The organism is Rhizobium sp. A37_96, from assembly GCF_053521765.1.
The window spans coordinates 563,942-584,539 of record NZ_JBNWDS010000002.1 but is presented as its reverse complement, the minus strand read 5'-3'; the positions used below and the strand labels follow the sequence as shown (position 1 = coordinate 584,539).

Annotated in this window: 17 protein-coding genes; 4 read left to right on the top strand and 13 right to left on the bottom strand. The window is 61.9% G+C overall.

The window, feature by feature from the left end:
• Positions 1–4: 4 nt before the first annotated feature.
• Positions 5–406 carry a GFA family protein gene (locus ACQZ6J_RS09275; protein WP_449083530.1) on the bottom strand — a complete coding sequence of 134 codons (402 nt, stop codon included), beginning with the start codon at positions 404–406 and terminating at the stop codon, positions 5–7.
• 170 nt (positions 407–576) lie between these two features.
• Positions 577–1,467, bottom strand: a complete 891-nt coding sequence (locus ACQZ6J_RS09270) for a LysR family transcriptional regulator (RefSeq protein ID WP_449083528.1) — start codon at positions 1,465–1,467, stop codon at positions 577–579.
• A gap of 190 nt (positions 1,468–1,657) precedes the next feature.
• Here ACQZ6J_RS09270 and ACQZ6J_RS09265 point away from each other — a divergent pair, with 190 nt between their 5' ends.
• The gene (locus tag ACQZ6J_RS09265) at positions 1,658–2,554 is read left to right on the top strand and encodes a DMT family transporter (protein ID WP_449083526.1); all 897 of its coding nucleotides are present in this window, start codon (positions 1,658–1,660) and stop codon (positions 2,552–2,554) included.
• Positions 2,555–2,570: 16 nt separating this feature from the next.
• Here the strand turns inward: ACQZ6J_RS09265 and ACQZ6J_RS09260 are convergent, their stop codons facing one another.
• The 3 genes from ACQZ6J_RS09260 to ACQZ6J_RS09250 form a co-directional block, all read right to left on the bottom strand.
• Positions 2,571–3,059: an AAA family ATPase gene (locus tag ACQZ6J_RS09260; protein ID WP_449083524.1), complete on the bottom strand. Its 489-nt coding sequence runs from the start codon at positions 3,057–3,059 to the stop codon at positions 2,571–2,573.
• Positions 3,060–3,196: 137 nt separating this feature from the next.
• The gene (locus ACQZ6J_RS09255; protein ID WP_449084157.1) at positions 3,197–5,119 is read right to left on the bottom strand and encodes a DEAD/DEAH box helicase; all 1,923 of its coding nucleotides are present in this window, start codon (positions 5,117–5,119) and stop codon (positions 3,197–3,199) included.
• 354 nt (positions 5,120–5,473) lie between these two features.
• The gene (locus tag ACQZ6J_RS09250; RefSeq protein ID WP_449083522.1) at positions 5,474–7,426 is read right to left on the bottom strand and encodes an acetoacetate--CoA ligase; all 1,953 of its coding nucleotides are present in this window, start codon (positions 7,424–7,426) and stop codon (positions 5,474–5,476) included.
• A gap of 166 nt (positions 7,427–7,592) precedes the next feature.
• On the opposite strand from ACQZ6J_RS09250, the gene ACQZ6J_RS09245 reads away from it, so the two are divergent.
• A complete protein-coding gene (locus ACQZ6J_RS09245; RefSeq protein WP_163984650.1) occupies positions 7,593–9,497 on the top strand; it encodes an AsmA family protein in 1,905 nt (634 codons plus the stop codon).
• Positions 9,498–9,530: 33 nt separating this feature from the next.
• On the opposite strand, the gene ACQZ6J_RS09240 is transcribed toward ACQZ6J_RS09245, so the two are convergent.
• The 4 genes from ACQZ6J_RS09240 to ACQZ6J_RS09225 form a co-directional block, all read right to left on the bottom strand.
• Entirely contained in the window at positions 9,531–10,346 is an 816-nt protein-coding gene (locus ACQZ6J_RS09240; RefSeq protein ID WP_112802704.1) for an ABC transporter permease subunit, read from the bottom strand.
• A gap of 3 nt (positions 10,347–10,349) precedes the next feature.
• Complete coding sequence (locus ACQZ6J_RS09235) at positions 10,350–11,261, bottom strand: ABC transporter permease subunit (RefSeq protein ID WP_163984652.1); 912 nt, start codon at positions 11,259–11,261, stop codon at positions 10,350–10,352.
• 2 nt (positions 11,262–11,263) lie between these two features.
• On the bottom strand, positions 11,264–12,406 hold the full coding sequence (locus ACQZ6J_RS09230) for an ABC transporter ATP-binding protein (protein WP_163984653.1): 1,143 nt from the start codon (positions 12,404–12,406) through the stop codon (positions 11,264–11,266).
• A gap of 129 nt (positions 12,407–12,535) precedes the next feature.
• Positions 12,536–13,633 (bottom strand): polyamine ABC transporter substrate-binding protein, encoded by a 1,098-nt coding sequence (locus ACQZ6J_RS09225; RefSeq protein ID WP_163984654.1) that lies wholly within the window; start codon positions 13,631–13,633, stop codon positions 12,536–12,538.
• Positions 13,634–13,956: 323 nt separating this feature from the next.
• Between ACQZ6J_RS09225 and ACQZ6J_RS09220 the strand changes: the two genes are divergently transcribed.
• Positions 13,957–14,955: an aldo/keto reductase gene (locus ACQZ6J_RS09220; RefSeq protein WP_449083518.1), complete on the top strand. Its 999-nt coding sequence runs from the start codon at positions 13,957–13,959 to the stop codon at positions 14,953–14,955.
• Positions 14,956–14,991: 36 nt separating this feature from the next.
• On the opposite strand, the gene ACQZ6J_RS09215 is transcribed toward ACQZ6J_RS09220, so the two are convergent.
• On the bottom strand, positions 14,992–15,864 hold the full coding sequence (locus ACQZ6J_RS09215; protein ID WP_449083516.1) for a LysR family transcriptional regulator: 873 nt from the start codon (positions 15,862–15,864) through the stop codon (positions 14,992–14,994).
• 88 nt (positions 15,865–15,952) lie between these two features.
• Here ACQZ6J_RS09215 and ACQZ6J_RS09210 point away from each other — a divergent pair, with 88 nt between their 5' ends.
• Positions 15,953–16,210: a hypothetical protein gene (locus tag ACQZ6J_RS09210; RefSeq protein ID WP_449083514.1), complete on the top strand. Its 258-nt coding sequence runs from the start codon at positions 15,953–15,955 to the stop codon at positions 16,208–16,210.
• Here the strand turns inward: ACQZ6J_RS09210 and ACQZ6J_RS09205 are convergent.
• From ACQZ6J_RS09205 to ACQZ6J_RS09195, 3 genes are all read right to left on the bottom strand, one after another.
• Positions 16,186–18,723 (bottom strand): methyl-accepting chemotaxis protein, encoded by a 2,538-nt coding sequence (locus ACQZ6J_RS09205; protein ID WP_163984658.1) that lies wholly within the window; start codon positions 18,721–18,723, stop codon positions 16,186–16,188. The genes ACQZ6J_RS09210 and ACQZ6J_RS09205 overlap by 25 nt on opposite strands.
• A 322-nt stretch (positions 18,724–19,045) precedes the next feature.
• On the bottom strand, positions 19,046–19,189 hold the full coding sequence (locus tag ACQZ6J_RS09200) for a hypothetical protein (protein ID WP_204326221.1): 144 nt from the start codon (positions 19,187–19,189) through the stop codon (positions 19,046–19,048).
• 155 nt (positions 19,190–19,344) lie between these two features.
• Entirely contained in the window at positions 19,345–20,541 is a 1,197-nt protein-coding gene (locus ACQZ6J_RS09195) for an NAD(P)/FAD-dependent oxidoreductase (RefSeq protein ID WP_449083511.1), read from the bottom strand.
• Between the last annotated feature and the right edge of the window lie 57 nt (positions 20,542–20,598).

The window sequence follows — 20,598 nt, the reverse complement described above, 5'->3', positions numbered from 1 at the left end:
GCCATCAAAACCAGAGATCGCGCACGCATTTGCCCTGGGACGGCAAGTCCTCGAACGTGTCGAGCCCATCGAAATGATCGATAGGCAAGCCTGAGACGAGATCCGGCGGCGCGAGCCGCAGGTTGACGGCCATGCGGCGGCGGCCATCCTTTTGAAGCCGCAAGCCGCGCCAGCTCAAGACATTGGCGCAGGACGGGCAGAACAATATTTCGAGGGACGGCTGTTTTTCTTCGGCCCGGGTATAGGAAGCCGTCTGTCCGGCGACAGAGACGCGCTCTCCTTCATAATCATAGGCCCACAGCGCACCGTAGCGCCGGCAGAGCGTGCAGTTGCAGGCCGTGATCGACCCCGGATCGCCGTCGAGCGTCCAGCCCGTCTTGCCGCAGTGGCATGAACCGATGAGCATGAGTGGGCCGCTCCTTCCGCCGTCTCGTCTTGGGCGGCATTCTGCCTCAGTCATGCAAAGCCTGCAAATCTACAGAAAGAACACGCCTTCCCCTCTCGAACGCCAGCGAACGCTCGAGTGAATGATGCGCGGCGCAAGCACCGATTGCCCTGATCGACAGGCCGGTTCGCCTAGCTCGCCAGAGCCAGGCCTCCGTAACGGCTGATTTCGCTCTCGATTTCCGCCACAAGCGTATCGAGCGCGGGGTTTCTCACCTTGCGTCCGCGACGCACCACATAAGCCAGGGCGGGCGGCGCCGGCAGACCATGGGTGATGATTTCCATGTCGGGCTGCAGATGACGACTGCTCAGAAGCGCCGCACCCAGGCCCGAGTTAACGGCCGCAACAATCCCCGCAGCGCTCGAGCACTCGAATACGGTTTCAAGGACGACGCCGCCGTCCTGTCCGATATCGAACACCCATCGGCGATAGAAGCACTCATCGTCGAAGGAGAGAAACGGAACCGGCCCGTCCGCCGGCAAAGAGAGGTCCGGATGCTTGACCCAATGCAGCTGTTCGCGAAAGAGGACGGCATCGGTCGGCCGGACCTCATGGGCGAAGACCTGCACGATGGCGGCGTCGAGTTCTCCCCGCTCCAGCATCCCCCGGAGAATCAAACTCATGCGGACCTTGGTGCGCACGGAGACGTTGGGGTGCAGGCGGCGAAAACGCCCCAATATGCGGGCAAGATCCGTGCAGGTCGTATCCTCGGTCAAGCCGAGAGCGACCCGCCCGGCAAGCGAGGTCTTCGTCAGGTTCAGCAATGCCTCGTCATGCAGGCTGAGGATGCGCCCGGCATAGTCAAGCAGATCCTCCCCGGCCGCGGTGAACATCGTCGCTCCGGGCTTGCGGCTCAGCAGATCGCAATCGAGGCTCGTCTCAAGCCGCTTGATCTTGTGGCTGACGGCGGATTGCGACAGGCCCAACGCCTCCGCCGCGCGGGTGATGCCGCCATGATGGCGGATCGCCCACAAGGCGCGAAGGGCGTCGATTTCTAAGCGTCGGCTCGTGAAGTCGGTCATGGCTAGTTCAGCTCGAATGACAATCTTGCGGGAGAGAATGCATGTTCCGGCGGCAGTTGGCAAATAGTCATGAGATACGAGACTGAAATGTCATATTGCGATCGATATTTGTCATGTGTCATCGCGCCGGCGCTCGCCTATGGCTGGACCGTGAAAGACGTTCGATCGAGCGCCACCAGACGAGAACCAGATGACAGACGAATGCCCATCGCGGCCTGCACCGAGCCAACGCCGCTTCCTTTGGCCCGTGATGGCGACGCTGCTGATCTTCAGCTGGAGTTCCGGCTTCATCGGCATTCGCTATGTCAGCCAGGAGGCCAGCGTCATGCTGGTCCTATTCTGGCGCACGCTTGTTTCGGGTTTGATCCTGCTGCCTTTTGCCCTGGCCATCGGCCCCCGGCCGAGGCTGCGCGCAATAGCTGGACAGATGCTGTTCGGCGTGATGTCGGTTTTCCTCTATCTCGGCGGCTTTGCGCTCGCGATCGAGCAACGGGTGCCGACCGGGCTGGTGGCGCTGATTTCCGACCTCCTGCCGCTGGCGATTGCGGCGCTTTCGCAACCCGTCCTGGGGGAGCGGCTGAGCGCGCGCCAATGGCTGGGCACGGCGATCGCGGTCACAGGCGTGCTGATCGTGTCGATAGACAGCCTCAGCTTCGGCGCAGCGCCCGTCTGGGCCTATGGCGTGACCGTGGGATCGATGCTGGTCTTCGCCTTCGCATCGGTTCTGCACAAGCGGCAGCGGATGGGGCATATGCCCGTCCATCAAAGCCTTTGCATCCACACGCTCACGGCCTCGGTGCTGTTCGGCATCTGCGCGACGATGCAGGGCGATCTCGCGCCGCCGCTGACCCGCGGCTTCGCGATCGGCATAACATGGCTGGTGCTGGTCGCGACCTTTGCCGCCTATTCGATCTATTATACAAGCCTGCGCCTCTTTCCGGTGGCGCAAGTCAGCGCGGCTATCTATCTCAGCCCGCCCGTGACCATGCTCTGGGCCTGGGCGCTGTTTTCCGAACCGCTGACGACGGCGATGTTCGCAGGATTGGCGGTGACATTGGTCGGTGTCTGGCTGACGTCGCGCGGTTGAGGCAGCTGGCTTCGGCCTAGCTGCACTTTTCCAGAATCCTGTCTACGACAGGTTCAATCGGCACCGTGGCATCGATGACGACGCCACACTTGGGGATATCTTCTTTCGTTGCATGCAAGCGCCGAATAAGCTGCCGTTCGGCAGATCTTCCTCCCCATTCTGTTTCCGGCCTTTCGGCGAGCCGCCTCTCCAATGTATCCAGATCGACATCAAGAACAAAAACCCGATCGAACACATCAATGAAGCTCGGGAAATTTCGGGAGCCGCCGCAGAAGAATGTCGCCGCATGGCTTTGGTCGGCCACCAGTGCTCCGAGTTTATCCACGTTCCAGATATGATGCTCGTGGGCGAGCCCATCCGAGGGTTTCCCCGTCTTTGGATCGCCCTGATAAGCCAGCTCGACATCGCCATTGATGGCCTGGTAGCCACGCCGCCGCAGTTCGTGGCAGACCGACGTCTTACCGGTGCCGGAAACACCTTCGATCAAATAGTTCCTGACGCCCATCCTGTTGCTCTTTACCAGTAGAGTCCGTTGCCGCGAAATTAGCGGGTCGGTCGGTCAAGCCGGTCATCGAAAGCGAAGGGCGCATGCGTGGATGCACGAGAAGGGGCGCCGCGCTTTCTTGAGCGCGGCGAAGACGTTTATTCCCCGCGCACCTTCGCAGCCTTGCGCGCCGCCCTGGAATTCGGACTGCCGCCCTTGGGTGGGCCGTCGTTCTTGGTAAAACTCGGCTTACCGGGCTTCTTTGCCCAGGGCTTCTTGTCCGAACGTTCGGAGACGGCGCCCTCACCCGCATGCGCCCGCTCCGGCTTGCGATCGGACTTCCATTTCGGCTTGGGGCCGTCGTTGGCGCGGGCGCCCTTGTCGGCGAAAGGCTTCTTCTTCGCGAAACCGCCTTCCCGCTTGACCTGCTGAAAATCCGGCACGCCGGCGAGCGGCTTGACGCGGATGCCGCGCTCCAGGGTTTTGTCCTGGCCGATGGCCGAGAGGAAACGCTCGGCACCTTCCGGCGAAAGCTCCACGAAGGTTTCCTCGGGCTGCATCTTGATGGCGCCGATGTCGCGCTTCGTCAGGTTGCCGTTGCGGCAAAGCATGGGGATCAGCCAGCGCGGCTCGGCATTCTGCTTGCGGCCGACGGAAAGCGATACCCAGACACCGTCGGTAAAATCGTTCCGCCCCGCGGAAGGGCCATCATCGCGCGGCGTAACGGGAAAGTCGTCCCGGCGGGACTTCTTGCGTTCGCCTTCGGCAGGCACGTCCTGCAGCTCCTCGGGCGCGGAGTGGCCGGCCCGGTACTGCCGCAGGAATGCAGCGGCAACCTGCTCGGCGCCATGGCGCTCCAGCAATTGCTGCACGATCGACTGCTCATCTTCGCCGAGCGCTCCGGTAAAGACCGGATCGGCAAGAAGTCGCTCGTCGTCGCGCTGGCTCACTTCGTCAGCCGACGGCGGCTTTGCCCAGGTGGCGCGGATGCGGGCGGCTTCCAGCAGGCGCTCGGTGCGGCGGCGGGCGCTGAGCGGCACGATGAGGGCGCTGACGCCCTTGTTGCCGGCGCGGCCGGTGCGGCCGCTGCGGTGCAGCAGCGTATCCGGATTGGTCGGCAGATCGGCATGAACGACCAGTTCCAGACCCGGCAGGTCGATGCCGCGAGCAGCGACGTCGGTGGCGATGCAGACGCGGGCGCGGCCGTCGCGCATGGCCTGCAGGGCGTGTGTGCGCTCGTTCTGGCTAAGCTCGCCCGACAACGCGACGACAGAGAACCCGCGATTGTTGAACCGCGCCGTCAGATGATTGACGGCGGCGCGCGTCGAGCAGAAAACGATGGCATTGCGCGCTTCGTAGTAGCGCAGCACGTTGATGATGGCGTTTTCCCTGTCGCTCGGAACCACGGTCAGCGCGCGGTAGTCGATATCGACATGCTGCTTGGCTTCGGAGGCAGTGGCGATGCGAACGGCATCGCGCTGATAGTTTTCGGCAAGCTTGGCGATCGAGCGCGGCACGGTCGCGGAGAACATCAGGGTGCGGCGATCGGACGGCGCGCTTTCCAGAATGAATTCCAGATCCTCGCGGAAACCGAGATCAAGCATCTCGTCGGCCTCGTCAAGCACGACGGCGCGCAGCTCGGATATGTCGAGCGAGTTACGGCGAATGTGATCGCAGAGACGGCCGGGCGTGCCGACGACGATATGGGCGCCGCGTTCCAGCGTCCGCCGTTCCGTGCGCATGTCCATGCCGCCGACGCAGGAAGCAATGGTCGCGCCGGTCTGCGCATAGAGCCATTCCAGCTCGCGCTGAACCTGCAGCGCCAGTTCGCGGGTCGGTGCGATTGCCAGTGCCAGCGGTGCCCCTGCACGGCCGAAACGCTCGCCGCCGTCGAGCAGGCCGGGCGCCAGCGCCAGGCCGAAGGCAACCGTCTTGCCCGAGCCGGTCTGGGCCGAGACGAGCGCATCCTTGCCGGCAAGGCCAGGATCGAGCATGGCCTTCTGTACCGGCGTCAGCGTTTCGTAACCGCGCTTTGCCAAAGCCTCAGCAATCGCCGGAGCGATGCCTTCGAATTCAGTCATCATCTGTCTTTCGGAATTCTTCGCACGCCAGCGGGCAGCGATCATCGTGGTTCGCACGTTGCGAACCTCTTCTTCAGGCGTGCACATACTTGCTCAACGGGCTAATGTACAGAGCAGACGCGGATTCGCGGCGACGAAACGAAAAAAAGGCAGCGAATCGCGCTGCCTTTGAAGTTGATGCTGCCTAAAGAAAGCTCGAGTCGGTGAACTTCATGTCTCGGGAGCCAACGGCAGCTCCAATCCGCTCTAGCTCATGCGAACGGTCTCAAGTCGGCCTTTACCTTTGACCAAGCTTTCTTAACGCAGGATTACCAAACGGGGGTCATCGTTTGCCCCTCAGTTTTAAGGTCTGCCTTAACTTTTCAGTTCTTCGAGCCCCGCAAAAAGGTCCAGCGCCTCCGGGTTGGCGAGCGCTTCCTTGTTCTTGACTGGCCGGCCATGCACCACCTCGCGCACCGCAAGCTCGACGATCTTGCCGGATTTCGTGCGTGGAATATCGGTAACGGCGATGATCTTGGCCGGGACGTGACGCGGCGAGGCGCCGGTACGAATGCGGGTCTTCATCGCCTTGACCAGATCCTCGGTCAGGGAAACGCCGGGTGCCAGGCGGACGAAGAGCACGACGCGGACATCGTCGTCCCAATCCTGGCCGATGCAGAGCGCCTCCAGGACCTCTGGGATCTGCTCGACCTGATTGTAGATTTCTGCCGTACCGATGCGTACGCCGCCGGGATTGAGCGTCGCGTCCGAACGGCCATGGATGACCAGGCCACCATGAACGGTCCATTCGGCGAAATCGCCATGGCACCAGATATTGTCGAAGCGCTCGAAATAGGCGGCACGATATTTGGCGCGTTCGGGATCGTTCCAGAACATGACCGGCATGGAGGGAAACGCCTTGGTGCAGACGAGCTCGCCCTTCTCACGGCGCACCGGCTTGCCTTCGTCGTTCCAGACATCGACGGCAAGGCCTAATCCGGGGCCCTGGATTTCGCCGCGCCAGACAGGCTGCAGCGGGTTGCCAAGCACGAAGCATGAGACGATGTCGGTGCCGCCGGAAATCGAAGCGAGCTGGATATCGTCCTTGATGCCCTCATAGACGAAAGTGAAGCCCTCCGGCGACAGCGGCGAACCGGTTGATGTCATCAGCCGCAGGTTCGACAGGTCATGCGATGTCTTCGGCGTGAGGCCGCTCTTGTGTACGGCGTCGATATATTTGGCGGACGTGCCGAACAGCGCGAACTTCTCTTCCTGCGCGTAGTCGAACAGGATGTTGCCGTCGGGTGCGAAGGGCGATCCATCATAGAGGCAAAGCGTCGCACCGGCAGCAAGGCCGGTCACCAGCCAGTTCCACATCATCCAGCCGCAGGTGGTGAAGTAGAAGACCTTTTCGCCGGGCACGACGCCGCAATGCAGCCGGTGTTCCTTGACGAGTTGCAGCAACGCCCCGCCGGTGGAATGCACGATGCACTTCGGAACGCCGGTCGTGCCGGAGGAAAACAGGATGAACAACGGATGCGAGAAGGGAACCGCGACGAACTCGACCGACTTTGCCTCGAAGGGCGCGACAAAATCATCGAGACTCTTTGCACCCGGCGTCGCAGCCACGACGGCCCCGGCACTCCCGGCATAAGGGATGATGACGGCAGGGGCATTCAGGCGCTGCGCTATGGCGCTGACCTTGGCCGTGACATCCTGCAGCTTGCCGCCATACCAATAGCCGCTGCAGGCGATGAAGAGCTTCGGCTCGATCTGGCCGAAGCGGTCCATGACACCCTGCTCGCCGAAATCCGGAGAGCAGGAAGACCAGATCGCGCCGATCGACGCGGCCGCCAGCATGCAGGCGATGGTTTCGGGCATGTTCGGCATCATTGCCGCCACACGATCTCCCTTGCCGATACCGAGGGCACGATAGGCCTGTTGGAGACGCGAAACCATTGCGGCCAGCCGGTCCCACGACCAGCGGTCGCGCACCTTGTCCTCGCCCCAGAACACCAGCGCATCGCCCTCGCCGCTCCGCGACAGCAGGTTTTCGGCAAAATTCAGCCTGGCGTCGGGAAAGAAGCGGGCTTCCAGCATGATGTCGCCATGGATGAGCGCCCGTTCCCCGCGTTCGCCCTTCAGGCCGCAGAAATCCCAGACCGCAGTCCAGAAATTTTCCCGGTCGGCAATCGACCAGGCATGGAGGCCGGCGAAATCGGACAAGGACAAGCCGAAACGCCGGTTGCATTCCTGCATGAAGGCGAACATCGGGCTCTGGCGGCGAGATTCTTCCGATGGTGTCCAGAGCGGCTGCTGATCCTGCATATTTCTCTCCCCCGCTTTTCGTTCTATATAACGATGCTGCAGCGCATTATAAAATCACGGTGTTGTGGCTATTGCCAGTGCGTGGTGTTTGCATCCGCCAAACATTTCCTATATCCGGCAAACGCAGGCAGATCATCCCTATCAGTTCGAGAGTCCCCACGGGATCATGAGAGCTTCGAAAAACAATAAGTGGCGGTTGACGATGCGATCGGCCTCGCGTTGGCTGCCAGCTGTCGCCCGCACGACCGGCATCATTCTTCTCACGATCCTTATCGTGTTCGCTGTCTTCAGAGCGACCGCGCCTTTCCTCATTTCCAGCGGGCTTGTGCGTTCCGGCATCGAAAAGGCGCTCTCGGAATGGACGGGCTATCGTGCCCAGATCGAGGGCGATCCGACGCTGGAATTCTGGCCGACGGCGCGCGTCACGCTCAATCAGGTGACCATCCGCGAGCCGACGAAAAACGGCAAGGTCCTCGGCCATGTCGACAGTCTCTCGGCGGATTTCTCATTGCTGTCGGCCATCCGCGGACATGCGCGGTTTCATGAGTTCCATTTCCTGCGTCCGATCCTCTATATCCGCCGCGACGAGAACGGTCTGATCGATTGGACGAACGAAGGCCGCCTCTCCAAGGCGATCGCGCAGGCCGAGACCTCCTCCGGCCAAGGCATAACGATGCGGAAGGATCAGGACGCCGCCATCGGCATGCTGACCATCGAGGACGGCAGCATCGAGATGACCGACGACCGCAGCGGCGATGTCTACAAGCTCAACGGCATCAATGCGGACATCTCCTGGCCGCGGCTGTCGCGACCGATGGCCGCCGTCATTCTTGCGCGCTTCAACGGCCAGGACATCAAGCTCAATTTCGACTCCGCTCAACCACTGCTCTTCTTCGCCGGCAAGAGCGTGGACGCGAAAACCAGCTTCGCCTCGTCGCTGATCAACTGGACCTATGCCGGAACGACCAGCATATCGGATTTTTCGGCGCTTTCGGGCAATCTGGAGCTCAGCGTGCCGAATGTGCCCGCCTTCCTGGCCTGGAGCGGGCAACGCCTGCCGGCGGCCGATGCGCTAAAGAATGTTTCGCTCAGCGCCGACATTGCGGCGATCGACAACGGCCTGCGCTTCAACAATCTCAATTTCAACGTCAACGATTCCGCCGCTTCGGGGGTCATGGATCTCAATTACACGGCGGCTGGCAAGCCCAAGATCTCCGGCACGCTTGCCTTCGACCAGATGAACCTTAATCCGTTCCTGGCCGCCTTTTCCATGCGCCTTGCGGCCGAAACCGCGATCGATGCGCTTTTGAACGGCAATCCGCTGCAGCGGCTCGACCTCGACATGCGCCTGTCCTCGAACAAGGCGGCGCTCGGCCCCTTCCAGTTCGAGAATATCGGCGCCAGCCTGCTGGTGGCGGGCGGCAAGGCGAAGTTCGACATCGGCGACAGCGGCTTCGAAAACGGTTCGCTGACCGCGCATCTGGAGGTCGCCCCGGGTGATTTCGACGGCGGCGGCAAATTGCAGATTTCCATCCGAAACGCCGATTTCGGCGGGCTCTTTACCCGATTGAAGCTGACAGGCCCGCTGCCGATGCCGTCGTCAGGGTCGCTGGACCTGGCGCTCAGCACCTCCAAGCCGATCTGGGTCGCCACGCTCAGCGACGTGGCCGGCACACTGCACTTCGCGTCGACGGCGGGGTCGCTGCGCCAGTTCGACATCTCCGCGTTCCGGACACTGGCGGCCGAGAAGGCGTTTTTCCGGATGAGCGATGTCGCCGACGCATCCTTCGATTTCGACAGCATCAATGTCGACGCAAGCTTTGCGAAGGGGTCAGCCGAGGTGAAGAATGCCTCGATCGCGGGACAGAACGAAACGATTACCTTCAATGGCGTCGTTCCCTTCCGCACCAATGGCCTGGCGCTCTCGGGCGCGATCGAGGCGACCTCGCCCTCCGACGCCGACGAACTGCCGATGCTGCCCTTCTTCATCGGCGGCAGCTGGCCTAACCCGGTCGTCTCGCCGGTCGCGACGCTGTTGCAGAAGCCGATACAGCCATTGCCGGAGCAATGATCTTCCGGGGCTTGCAGTCCGGACCGCCGCGCCTCAGGCTGCGGCGGCCGCCTGTTCGTCCCTCTGGCGCTGGACTTCGCGGCGTTTCGTCACGATGGACGCACAGATGACGCCAATGGTGACGACGCCGATCAGGATGGTGCAGATGGCATTGATCTCCGGCGTGACGCCGAGCTTGACCTGGCTGTAGATCAGCATCGGCAGCGTCTTGGCGCCGGCGCCGGACGCGAAGGTCGCAATCACCAGATCGTCGAGCGACAGGGTCAGAGCCAGCACCCAGCCCGAAAATACGGCCGGCGCGATGATCGGCAGCGTCACCTCGAAGAAAGTTCGCACCGGCGGAGCACCGAGATCCAGCGCCGCCTCCTCGATCGAGCGGTCGAAGGTCAGCAGGCGCGACTGCACGACGACGGCGACGAAGCACATGGTCAGCGTCGTGTGCGCCATGACGATCGTCCAGAAACCGCGATCGACGCCCGACGTGACGAAGAGCAGCAGCAGCGACAGGCCGGTGATGACGTCAGGCATGACGAGCGGCGCATAGATCATGCCGGAAAACAGGATGCGGCCGCGGAAACGCGTGTAGCGCACGAGGGTCAGGGCCGCCATGGTGCCGAGCACCGTGGCGATGGTCGCCGACAGGAGCGCGATGCGGACCGTCAGCCAGGCAGCGCTCAGCATGGTGTCGTTGCTGAAAAGATGCACGTACCATTGCGTCGAGAAACCGCCCCAGACGGTGACCAGCCGCGACCTGTTGAAGGAGTAGATGACCAGCAGCAGGATCGGCAGGTAGAGGAAGGCCAAGCCGAGCGTGACCGAGACGATGTTGAAACGGGACCAGCGGATCATCGACTATCTCCCCTTCTCGTCGGCCTTGGCCTGGAAATGCTGGAAGAACACGATGGGCACCACCAGCACCAGAAGGAGGATGGTCGCCACCGCCGAGGCCAGCGGCCAGTCGGTATTGCTGTAGAATTCCGTCCAGAGCACCTTGCCGATCATCAAGGTTTCCGAACCGCCGAGCAGATCCGGAATGACGAATTCGCCGACGGCGGGGATGAAGACCAGCATGCAGCCGGCAACCACCCCCGGTATGGAGAGCGGAAAGGTGACGCGCCAGAAAGCGCCGATCGGCGTGCAGCCGAGATCCTGAGCCGCCTCGATCAGCGTGCCGTCCATCTTCTCCAGCGCCGAATAGAGCGGCAGCACCATGAAGGGCAGATAGGAATAGACCATGCCGATATAGACCGCCGTATTGGTATTGAGGATGACCAGCGGCTCGTGGATGATGCCGAGCGCCATCAGCAGCTGGTTCAGCAGGCCCGTCGTGCTGAGGATCGACATCCAGGAATAGACGCGGATCAGGAAGCTCGTCCAGAACGGCAGGATGACCAGCATCAGCAAGGTGGGCCGGATCGTGCGCGGCGCCTGCGCCATGCCGTAGGCGATGGGATAGGCGATGATCAGCGTCAGCAGCGTCGAAATCCCGGCGATCTGCAGGCTCTGCAGATAGGCATTCATGTAGAGCGGATCGCCGGTCAACCATACGTAATTGTCGAACGACATCGCCTGCAGTTTGTCCCACCAGTCGCCGAAGCTGTCGCTCCAGGCGAAGGACGGATCATAGGGCGGCACCGACATGGCCTTCGTCGACAGCGAGATGCGGAAGACGATAAGGAACGGCGCGAGAAAGAAGATCAGCAACCAGGCATAGGGAACGATGATGACGAGGCGCTGATAGATGGAGGAACCGAGCGCTCTCATGGTCAATCCTTCAGCAACACGCCGGCATTTTCGTCGAAGGAGACCCAGACGTTCTGGTCGTAGGTGAAAGGCTCTTCCACGGCGCGCACTGCGTTCAGCGACGAGGCCTTGACCACCTGCCCGCTCTTCAACTTGACGTGGAAAACCGTCATGTCGCCGAGATAGGCGATGTCCCAGATCTCGCCTTCGGCGGCATTGAGGGACGCGTTGGCGGGCGGACGCGGCGTTACCCGCAGCTTTTCCGGACGGATGGCAAGGCTGGCGCGGCTTCCCTCGGACGGCGCGTCGCCCGAGGCGGTGCGGACCGTAAAGCCGGAATCGACCGATATCTCGACGATGCCCGATTGGGCCGAGGTGACGTTGCCGTCGAGGATGTTCACGTCGCCGATAAAATCGGCGACGAAGCGGCAGTTGGGCGCCTCGTAGATTTCGGCCGGCGTTGCCACCTGCACCACCTTGCCGTGGCTCATGACCGCGATGCGGTCGGCCATGGTCATCGCTTCTTCCTGGTCATGGGTAACGACGACGAACGTCAGGCCCAGGCTCTGCTGCAGGTCCATGAGCTCGAACTGGGTTTCCTCGCGCAGTTTCTTGTCGAGCGCGCCGAGCGGCTCGTCGAGCAGCAGCACCTTCGGGCGCTTTGCGATGGAGCGGGCCAGGGCCACGCGCTGGCGCTGGCCGCCGGAGAGCTGATTGGGCTTGCGCCTCGCAAACTGCTCCAGCTTGACGAGCTTCAGCATCTGCGTGACGCGATCGGCGATCTCGTTCTTCGCCATGCCGTCCTGCCGCAGGCCGAAGGCTATGTTCTTCTCCACCGACATATGCGGAAAGAGCGCATAGGACTGGAACATCATGTTGACGGGGCGGCGATAGGGCGGCGTGCCGGCAAGATCCTGGCCGTCCAGCACGATCTCGCCCGTCGTCGGCTGCTCGAAGCCCGCCAGCATGCGCAGAAGCGTGGACTTGCCGCAACCCGACGCGCCCAGAAGCGCGAAGAACTCGCGGTTGTAGATATTCAGGGAGAGGTCGTCGACAGCGGTGAAATCACCGAACTTCTTCGTGACATTCTTGAAGGAAATGTAAGGCTTGGCCGAAGGATCGGTCCAAGGAGCAAAGGAACGCCGGATATTACCGAGTGACTTCATCATCTATCCCCAAATGGATGCCCGGGTGGGCGCGCGTCGCGCCGGCTCTTCCCCATCCCGGCGCGCTCGTGATTCCTGCATTATCCTCTTAAGGAAAGGCCCGGACGTTGCCGTCCGGGCCATCTCAACTTATTGGCCAGTTGTGACCTTTGTCCACAAGCGCGTTGCCACGCGCTGCGTTTTCGGATCCCAGGGGGTCAGCGTGAACAGCTTCTCGCGGACCGCGTCGGTCGGATAGACGGCCGGATCGTCGAGCACGTCCTTGCTCACGAACTGCTGCGACGCCTTGTTGCCGTTGGCATAGGCCGTGAAGTCGCTGGCCTTGGCGATGACTTCGGGTCTCATGATGTAGTTGAGGAAGATATGCGCCTCTTCGACATGCGGCGCATCCGCCGGGATCGCCATGACGTCGAACCACATCTGCGCGCCCTTGGAGGGGATCGAGTAGCCGATGTTCACGCCGTTCTTGGCTTCGGTTGCACGGTTGCGCGCCTGCAGAACGTCGCCGGAATAGCCGAAGGCGATGCAGATATCGCCGTTGGCGAGTGCATTGATATATTCGGAGGAGTGGAACTTGCGAACGAAGGGGCGGATCGCGGTCAGGAGATCCTCAGCCTTCTTGAAGTCCTCCGGCTTGGTCGAGTTCGGATCGAGACCCAGATAGCGCAAGGCTGCCGGGATGACGTCGGTCGGCGAGTCGAGCACGTAGATGCCGCAATCCTTGAACTTGGCGGCCAGCGCCGGATCGAAGATCACGTTGATATCCGGCGCCTCGTCCGTGCCGAGAATCTGCTTTACCTTGTCGATATTATAGCCGACGCCGCTGGTACCCCACATGTAGTCGATGGCGTACTGGTTGCCGGGATCGTAGGTTGCGATGCGCTGCTGCACCGTATCCCACATGTTGGAGAGGTTCGGCAGCTTGGACTTGTCGAGCTTCTGGAAGACGCCGGCCTTGATCTGGCGCTGCAGGAAGTAGGCCGTCGGAACCACGACGTCGTAGCCGGTCTTGCCCGCAAGCAGCTTCGTTTCCAGGGTCTCGTTCTGGTCGAACGTATCGTAGACGACCTTGATGCCGGTTTCCTTGGTGAAATCGTCCAGGATCGAATTGTCGATATAATCAGACCAGTTGTAGATATTGACGACTTTGTCTTCTGCCTGAGCGGCCGCCGCCAGCGAAACGACCGCGAAAGCCGTTGCTGCAAGCCGTGCGAACATGGACTTCATAGTCTCTCCTGTTTTGTTCAGGGGTATCCAGGCGACACCCAACCCTCTGTTTTTCCCGTTAGACTAGAAAGGAAATCGGACGGCCACAAGGGGGAAAAAGCAAGCCATCATGAGCTTTGGCGGATTTACGGAGAAACGGTGGAGCGCACGACAAACAGCCACGCCGACCGTTCGCACGCGATTGTGAACTCCAGCCCCGCTTCCCGCGTGAATGCGCAAACCAGCTTTGCTAACATCGCGGCGTCTCACTCCAAGAATAGTCTCATGCCCGTTTCGCAGCCCCGCCCAGCGGGCAAACCCAATCCATCGTTGAAGGGTGCATCATGCAGTATCAAAAATTCGGCAATACCGGTCTCAGCGTCTCGCGCCTGTGCCTGGGTACAATGACGTTCGGCCTGCAGATCGAGCAGGAAGACATAGCCCATGCGATTCTCGACAAGGCGACCGATGCCGGCGTCAATTTCATCGACACGGCCGACGTCTATCCGCTCGGCGGCGGCGAGCAGCTTGCCGGCCGCACCGAAGAGATCGTCGGCCGCTGGCTGAAGGGCAAGCGTGACCGCTTCATCGTCGCGACCAAGGCCGTCGGCAAGGTCGGCCCTTCCTCCTGGGACCAAGGCGCATCGCGCAAGCACCTTCTCGATGCCATCGACGCGTCGCTGCGGCGTCTCGGCACCGACTATGTCGACCTTTATCAGCTGCATTCGGACGATCGCGAAACGCCGATCGACGAGACGCTGGAGGCGCTCGAGGTCATCGTGCGCTCGGGCAAGGCCCGCTATGTCGGCGTGTCGAACTTCCTGGCCTACCGGCTGGCATTGGCGCTCGGCCGCGCCGACGTCCTGCGCACCGCCCGCTTCGTCTCGGTGCAGCCGCGCTACAACCTCCTGTTCCGCCAGATCGAGCGCGAACTGCTGCCGCTTGCCGAAGAACAGCGCATCGCCGTCATTCCCTACAACCCGATCGCCGGCGGTCTTCTCACCGGCAAGCACAAGCACGATGTCGCGCCGACGGAGGGCCGCTTCAGCGCGCAGCTGCGCAGCGCCGGGACCAACTATCTGCAGCGCTATTGGCATGAACGCGAATTCGCGACGATCGAGAAATTGCGCGGCATCGCCGAGGAGGCCGGCCAGTCGCTCACCAAGCTCGCCGTCGCCTGGGTGGCGGCCAATCCGGTCATCACCTCCGCCATCATCGGCGCCAGCCGGCCGGATCAGCTCACCGACACGCTCGCGGCAATCGATCTCAAGCTCGATCCCGAGCTGAAGGCAAAACTGGACGACGCAACCGTCGAATATCGCTGGGGTGACGCGGCGCGCTGAGCACAAGCAAACCGGCGGCCGATCGCCGCCGGTTTCTCACAGATAGGTCGGGCGCTTGCCGGCAAACAGCTCGGAGTGGCTTTTCAACAGCTTGGCCATGCGGTCGACCACGGTGCGAATTTCCCTGCGGTGACGGTCGGCATTGTTCATGACGATCCATTGTCGATGGCGCAATGCCGCGATCTCCTCGCCGACCCGCTCCAGCCTCGGCTCCTGGTCGCCGACGAAACAGGGCAGAACGGCCGTGCCCGCCCCGGCGAGCACCAGATCGTGCAGCGAACGCGGGCGGCTGACGGTGAAGGCGATCTCCTCCCGGCGGTTCTGATGCGGCCAGCGCAGATAGGCCGAAATCGCCTCCTCCTCCGCCACCGCGATCCAGCGCTGGGGGCCGGCAAAGCGCATGTTGCGGGCCTGATAGGCGGCATAGGCGACATCGCCGGTCTTGATGGCCGCAAGATTGGTTTCCTCCGGCTCGAAGGCGCGGATGCCGATGTCGCTCTCGCGATGGGCAAGGCTGGCCCGGCGCTCGCCAAGGTGCAGATCGATGCGGAATCCGTCGCGCTCCGAACAGATCGTCGGCATGTTCTGGCTCAGCAGCCAGCCGACCCATGTGCCGGCGGCAATGCGGACGATGGATGTGCCCTGCGCATCGCGCTGCCAGCTATCGACCTTGCGGGCAGCGGCTTCCATCTCCAGCAGCTGGTCGAACAGCGCCTGGCCATCGCCCGTCAATGCGTAACCCGCCTGGCTGCGCTCGAAAAGCGGCCGGCCGATCTGCTTTTCCAGTTCCAGCATGCGCCGGCCGATCGTGGCGGGACTGAGGCCGCTCGACGCGACTGCGCCGGTCAAGCCGCCACCGCGGGCGACATCCAGAAAGAGCTGGTAGGAATCCCATGCCGTGTTTTTCATAATTGAAAAACATAGGGCGAAAACGGCTGTTTATAAAGCAAATTCCCATGTGTAGTTGAAGAGATGCCTCAAAACACGGAGACATCTCATGATGGACGGTATTGCTTTGGCCAAGGCCATTGAACTGCAAAGCCTGGCGCGCGAAGAACAATGGCGCCGCAACGAGGATCTGTTCTACCTCGACTACGCGCGAGATCCCCTGCCCTTCTTCCATTGGCTCGGGCGGATGGTCGCCCGCTTACGCCTCCACCGCGCAGCCATGAAAAAGGCGAACCGGCCGGAGACCGGTCGGTTCGCCTGCGATCACGACGATGGCAGCGATCAGGCTGCCTGTTCCCGCATATAGCCGGCGCTGTATCCGGCCTCGATCTTGAACTGCTGGATGAGATGCAACAGGGCGTCGGCCTCGCCGGCAAGTTCGCGGCTTGCCGCCGTGGTCTCTTCCACCATGCCGGCGTTCTGCTGCGTCATCTGGTCCATGTGATTGACCGAGGAATTGACCTCCTGCAGGGCGCTTGCCTGGTCGTGGCTGGCGCGGGCGATCATTTCCACATGCTGGCTGATGGTGACGATCTGGCCGCTGATCTGCGCGAGCACCGAACCGGCCTCCTGGACGAACTGCGAGCCGGAATTGACCTCCTGCGTCGACTTGTTGATCAGCCCCTTGATTTCCTTCGCCGCAGCGGCGGAGCGCTGCGCAAGCTCGCGCACTTCCATGGCGACGACCGCGAAGCCCTTGCCGGCATCACCGGCGCGGGCGGCCTCGATCCCGGCATTGAGCGCCAAAAGGTTGGTCTGGAAGGCGATCTCGTCGATGACGCCGATGATCTGCTCGATCTTGCGGGAGGCGTCCTCGATGCGGGTCATCGCATCGATGGCGTTGCCGACGACGACGGAACTGTCATCGGCGCTGCGCTTGGCTTCGCGCACGATGGCATCAGCATCCTTGGCACGTTCCGCGGAAGACCGAACGGTGACGGTGATCTCGTCGACCGCGGCGGCGGTCTGCTCCAGCGACGCCGCCTGCTGCTCGGTGCGCTTCGACAGGTTCTCGGCGGAGGCCGCCATCTGATTGCCGTTGCTCTGGATCAGCTCCACATTGCTGCGGACCTGGCTCAGCGTCTGCTGCAGGCGCGACAGCGAACTGTTGAAGTCCTGGCGCAGCTGCTCGAGACGGCCGATGAAGGGCGTCTCGATGGTCGCGGAAATATCGCCCTGAGCAAGACGCTCGAGGCCGGCAGCAAGCTCGCTCACCGCATAGTCGATCTGGCGGTCGAGCTCGCGCTTTTCGGCATCGTTGCGCTGGCGCTCGTGTTCGGCCGCGGCACGCTCTTCGTCGCTCTGCTCCTCGATGCGGATCTTCGAAATGGCGTTTTCCTTGAAGATGCCGAGAGCGCGGGCCATGTCGCCGATTTCGTCGTGACGCTGTTCACCGGAGATCGCCGTCTCCAGCATGCCATCGGCGATGCGCCGCATGGCGGCGGTGATCTGGCCGATCGGGCGCTGCAGGGTCAGGACGAGCGCAATGCCGCCGGCAACCGAGAGGATGATGCCGAGAGCCGTTGCCAGGATGGATATGGAGTTCGCCTGGTTGCGTTCGCTACCCGCGCTCTGCTTCTGCGTCTCGGCAAAAGCGGTGAGCTGGCCCCAGACCTGATCGAGCTGCTGGCGGGCGCTCGCATATTCGCCGATACGCTGCGTGATGGTGTCGACCAGCTTGCCGCCGGCATCGTCCATGGATTTGATCGCCGGGCGGATGGCGGCATCGATATCGTTGGCGAAATCCATGCTCTTGGCGCTCTGGTTCAGCGTGTCGATATCGCCGGCGAGCTTCGAGATTTCCTGGCGCAGGCGGACGAGGTTGTCCTTATTGGTATTCGCGTTGAAATCGGCGAGCACGAGCTGCAGCGAATAGATCGAGTCTTCCAGCCGGCGTGTGTCCTGCAGGACCGAATTGGTCTGCGCGACGCGGGCGTCGAGCGATACGAAGCTCGTGGTGGCCTGACGCATCATCTGCGTCGCCGTCAGCTGCGTATAGGTCGAGGTCTGGCGAAAGCGCGAAAGCAACCGGCTGATATTGGCAACGGTGTCGTCCGTCGGGACGTCGGTGCTTTCAGTGAAGGCGGAGAGATCCTTGATCGTGCTCACGAGCGACTGAACGACGCTCTTTTGATTCTGCGGCAGTGCGAGGTCGATGGAGCGCTGCGCCCTGTTCAGATCCGTCAAGCGGTCCTTCAGGAGCTTGACCTTGTCTGCCGGCGTGGCCGCCTTGTTGAAATCCTCGGCGACGGCAACCAGCAGGTCGCCGCCCTTCAGCAGGCGATCGGCCGAGCGCAGCGTCGAGGTCGCATCGGCCTGATCCTGGCGCATCTGGTCTTCCAGCTGCTGGCTGTTGAAGTTGACGTTGAAGCGGGCGCTGATCAACGCACGCTGCGCGTCGTCGATCGTCTTGCGCACCGAGAGCTCCTGGTCATGCAGCGACCACAGCCTGCCGACGAGGTTGGACATGTCGGCGGTCTTGGCGGCAGCCTCGGTCAGGTTGTCGCGACCCTCGGCCTCCTGGCCAAGCTGGCCGAGTGTCGAATTGAGCACGCTCTGCTGAGACTTGATGTCCTGGTAAAGCTTGTCGCGCTGCTGCTCGTTGGTGATGCGCAGGAAGTCGTCCATCGAGCCATAAAGATTCTTGAAGCCGGTCAGAGACTGCAGGACGCTGTTGGAAATCTCCATGCGCCCCTGAAGCAGACCCGACGCATAAAGCCCGGTGAGACCTACGGCGGAAATACTGATGACGAACGGCAGGACGAATATCAGAACCTTCGTCTTGATGTTGAAACGCGACAATATCTTATCAATGAACATAGTGGCTCAAACCTCTCACACACCGCTCCCCGTCGGCGCCACCTAGGCGCTGACCGGATGTATAACCATCGTTCTTGAAATATCCGCAGGCGGGGTTCCCGAGTGATGTCAGGAAGCAATCATTGCTTCGGCTCTATCTTGCAGTAGAGCGCCCCAATAAATCGGCTGGGATTGTCCGTGTGATTAATTAATTTTCAGATAAGGGTGTTGTGTGGCCTGCAGCATACAATCAAACGCTGAAAAGCGGGCGCCAAAATCTATATTTGTGCGCGAACAACAGCCGTCGTCCTGCGACGGCTCGGAGCATAAAAGCGGCTGAAGATCAGAAGCCGCGGATGGCGAGATAGGCGATACAGGCGGCTGTAACGCCGGTCGCCAACATCAATAGCCTTGCCGCCAAGAGCTTGGCGTTGTCCTGGGTCTGAGCGATTGCAATGGCGCGAGCGCGACGCTGTGTTCTGTTCATGAGTATATTCCCATTTTCGCACTGACACGATAACCGGCAAACGGTACTTTCGGCAACTGCCAATGTATTCACTAAAGATGTAGGAAAGGAAAACGCGAGAACCAAGGGGCAGGTTCCATTTTGTCGCAGTGCCGGCATGGCCTCGAAATTGAGGCTCAGGCCGCTTCGCCGGCAACATGGCCGGACGCCCATGCCCATTGGAAATTATAGCCGCCGAGCCAGCCGGTGACGTCGACGCATTCGCCGATGAAGAAGAGGCCGGGAATGGTCTTTGCCTGCATCGTACGGGAATCGAGGCAGGCGGTGTCGATGCCGCCGAGCGTCACCTCAGCGGTCCGATAGCCCTCCGAACCCGACGGCTTGACCGCCCAGGCCTGGACGGCTGCCGCAAGCCGCTGCAGATGCTTGTCGGATTGATCGGCCATGTTGCCCGAGATGCCTTCGCTTTCGACGAGGTGCTGCGCCAACCGCTTCGGCAGGATCTCCGCAAGAGCCGTCTGCGCCGATTGCCGGCCACTTACCTGCTTGGCTTTCTTGAGAAGCGCGAAGATATCGACGTCGGGCTCGATCACCACGGTAATGTCCTCGCCTTCCCGCCAATAGGAGGAAATCTGCAGGATGGCGGGGCCGCTGAGGCCGCGATGGGTAAAGAGCAGGGCTTCGCGGAATGCCGTCTTGCCGTGGCGGATCTCGGCGGGTGCGGCAATGCCCGACAACGGTGCCAGACGCTGGAGCAATTGCGGATCGAGCGTCAGGGGCACGAGACCCGGCCGGGTTTCGACGACAGGCAATCCGAACTGCTCGGCGATGCGATAGGCAAATCCGGTGGCTCCCATCTTGGGGATCGACTTGCCGCCGGTGGCGACGACCAGCGAGGATGTCTCGAAGACGCCTTCGGACGTTCCGATGCGATAGCCGCCGGAGGTTTGCTCGATGTCACCGATCTCGGTGCGCAATCGCAATTGCGCTCCGGCCGCGCGCATCTCGTCCGTCAGCATGCGGATGATATCCTTGGCGCTGTCGTCGCAGAAGAGCTGGCCGAGCGTCTTCTCGTGCCAGGCGATGCCATGGCGCTCGACCAAGGCGATGAAATCCTGAGGCGTGAAGCGGGCAAGCGCCGATTTGGCAAAATGCGGATTGGCGGACAGGAAGTTCTTCGGGCCGGCATTGACATTGGTGAAATTGCAGCGGCCGCCTCCCGAAATGCGGATCTTCTCGCCAGGTGCGCCGGCATGATCCAGCACGAGGACGGATCGTCCGCGCTGGCCGGCGCGGATGGCGCACATCATGCCTGCCGCGCCCGCGCCGAGGACGATCACATCATATCTGGCAGCCACGCTTGGACCCTTCATTCTTCACCGCTCGCTCTCTTCATTTTTCCATCATATGGCGAAAGTCCGGGCGGTTTT

Coding starts and splice junctions, on each gene's coding strand:
- ACQZ6J_RS09275 (WP_449083530.1), bottom strand. CDS start 406: ATGCTCATCGGTTCATGCCACTGCGGCAAGACGGGCTGGACGCTCGAC.
- ACQZ6J_RS09270 (WP_449083528.1), bottom strand. CDS start 1,467: ATGACCGACTTCACGAGCCGACGCTTAGAAATCGACGCCCTTCGCGCC.
- ACQZ6J_RS09265 (WP_449083526.1), top strand. CDS start 1,658: ATGACAGACGAATGCCCATCGCGGCCTGCACCGAGCCAACGCCGCTTC.
- ACQZ6J_RS09260 (WP_449083524.1), bottom strand. CDS start 3,059: ATGGGCGTCAGGAACTATTTGATCGAAGGTGTTTCCGGCACCGGTAAG.
- ACQZ6J_RS09255 (WP_449084157.1), bottom strand. CDS start 5,119: ATGACTGAATTCGAAGGCATCGCTCCGGCGATTGCTGAGGCTTTGGCA.
- ACQZ6J_RS09250 (WP_449083522.1), bottom strand. CDS start 7,426: ATGCAGGATCAGCAGCCGCTCTGGACACCATCGGAAGAATCTCGCCGC.
- ACQZ6J_RS09245 (WP_163984650.1), top strand. CDS start 7,593: ATGAGAGCTTCGAAAAACAATAAGTGGCGGTTGACGATGCGATCGGCC.
- ACQZ6J_RS09240 (WP_112802704.1), bottom strand. CDS start 10,346: ATGATCCGCTGGTCCCGTTTCAACATCGTCTCGGTCACGCTCGGCTTG.
- ACQZ6J_RS09235 (WP_163984652.1), bottom strand. CDS start 11,261: ATGAGAGCGCTCGGTTCCTCCATCTATCAGCGCCTCGTCATCATCGTT.
- ACQZ6J_RS09230 (WP_163984653.1), bottom strand. CDS start 12,406: ATGAAGTCACTCGGTAATATCCGGCGTTCCTTTGCTCCTTGGACCGAT.
- ACQZ6J_RS09225 (WP_163984654.1), bottom strand. CDS start 13,633: ATGAAGTCCATGTTCGCACGGCTTGCAGCAACGGCTTTCGCGGTCGTT.
- ACQZ6J_RS09220 (WP_449083518.1), top strand. CDS start 13,957: ATGCAGTATCAAAAATTCGGCAATACCGGTCTCAGCGTCTCGCGCCTG.
- ACQZ6J_RS09215 (WP_449083516.1), bottom strand. CDS start 15,864: ATGAAAAACACGGCATGGGATTCCTACCAGCTCTTTCTGGATGTCGCC.
- ACQZ6J_RS09210 (WP_449083514.1), top strand. CDS start 15,953: ATGATGGACGGTATTGCTTTGGCCAAGGCCATTGAACTGCAAAGCCTG.
- ACQZ6J_RS09205 (WP_163984658.1), bottom strand. CDS start 18,723: ATGTTCATTGATAAGATATTGTCGCGTTTCAACATCAAGACGAAGGTT.
- ACQZ6J_RS09200 (WP_204326221.1), bottom strand. CDS start 19,189: ATGAACAGAACACAGCGTCGCGCTCGCGCCATTGCAATCGCTCAGACC.
- ACQZ6J_RS09195 (WP_449083511.1), bottom strand. CDS start 20,541: ATGAAGGGTCCAAGCGTGGCTGCCAGATATGATGTGATCGTCCTCGGC.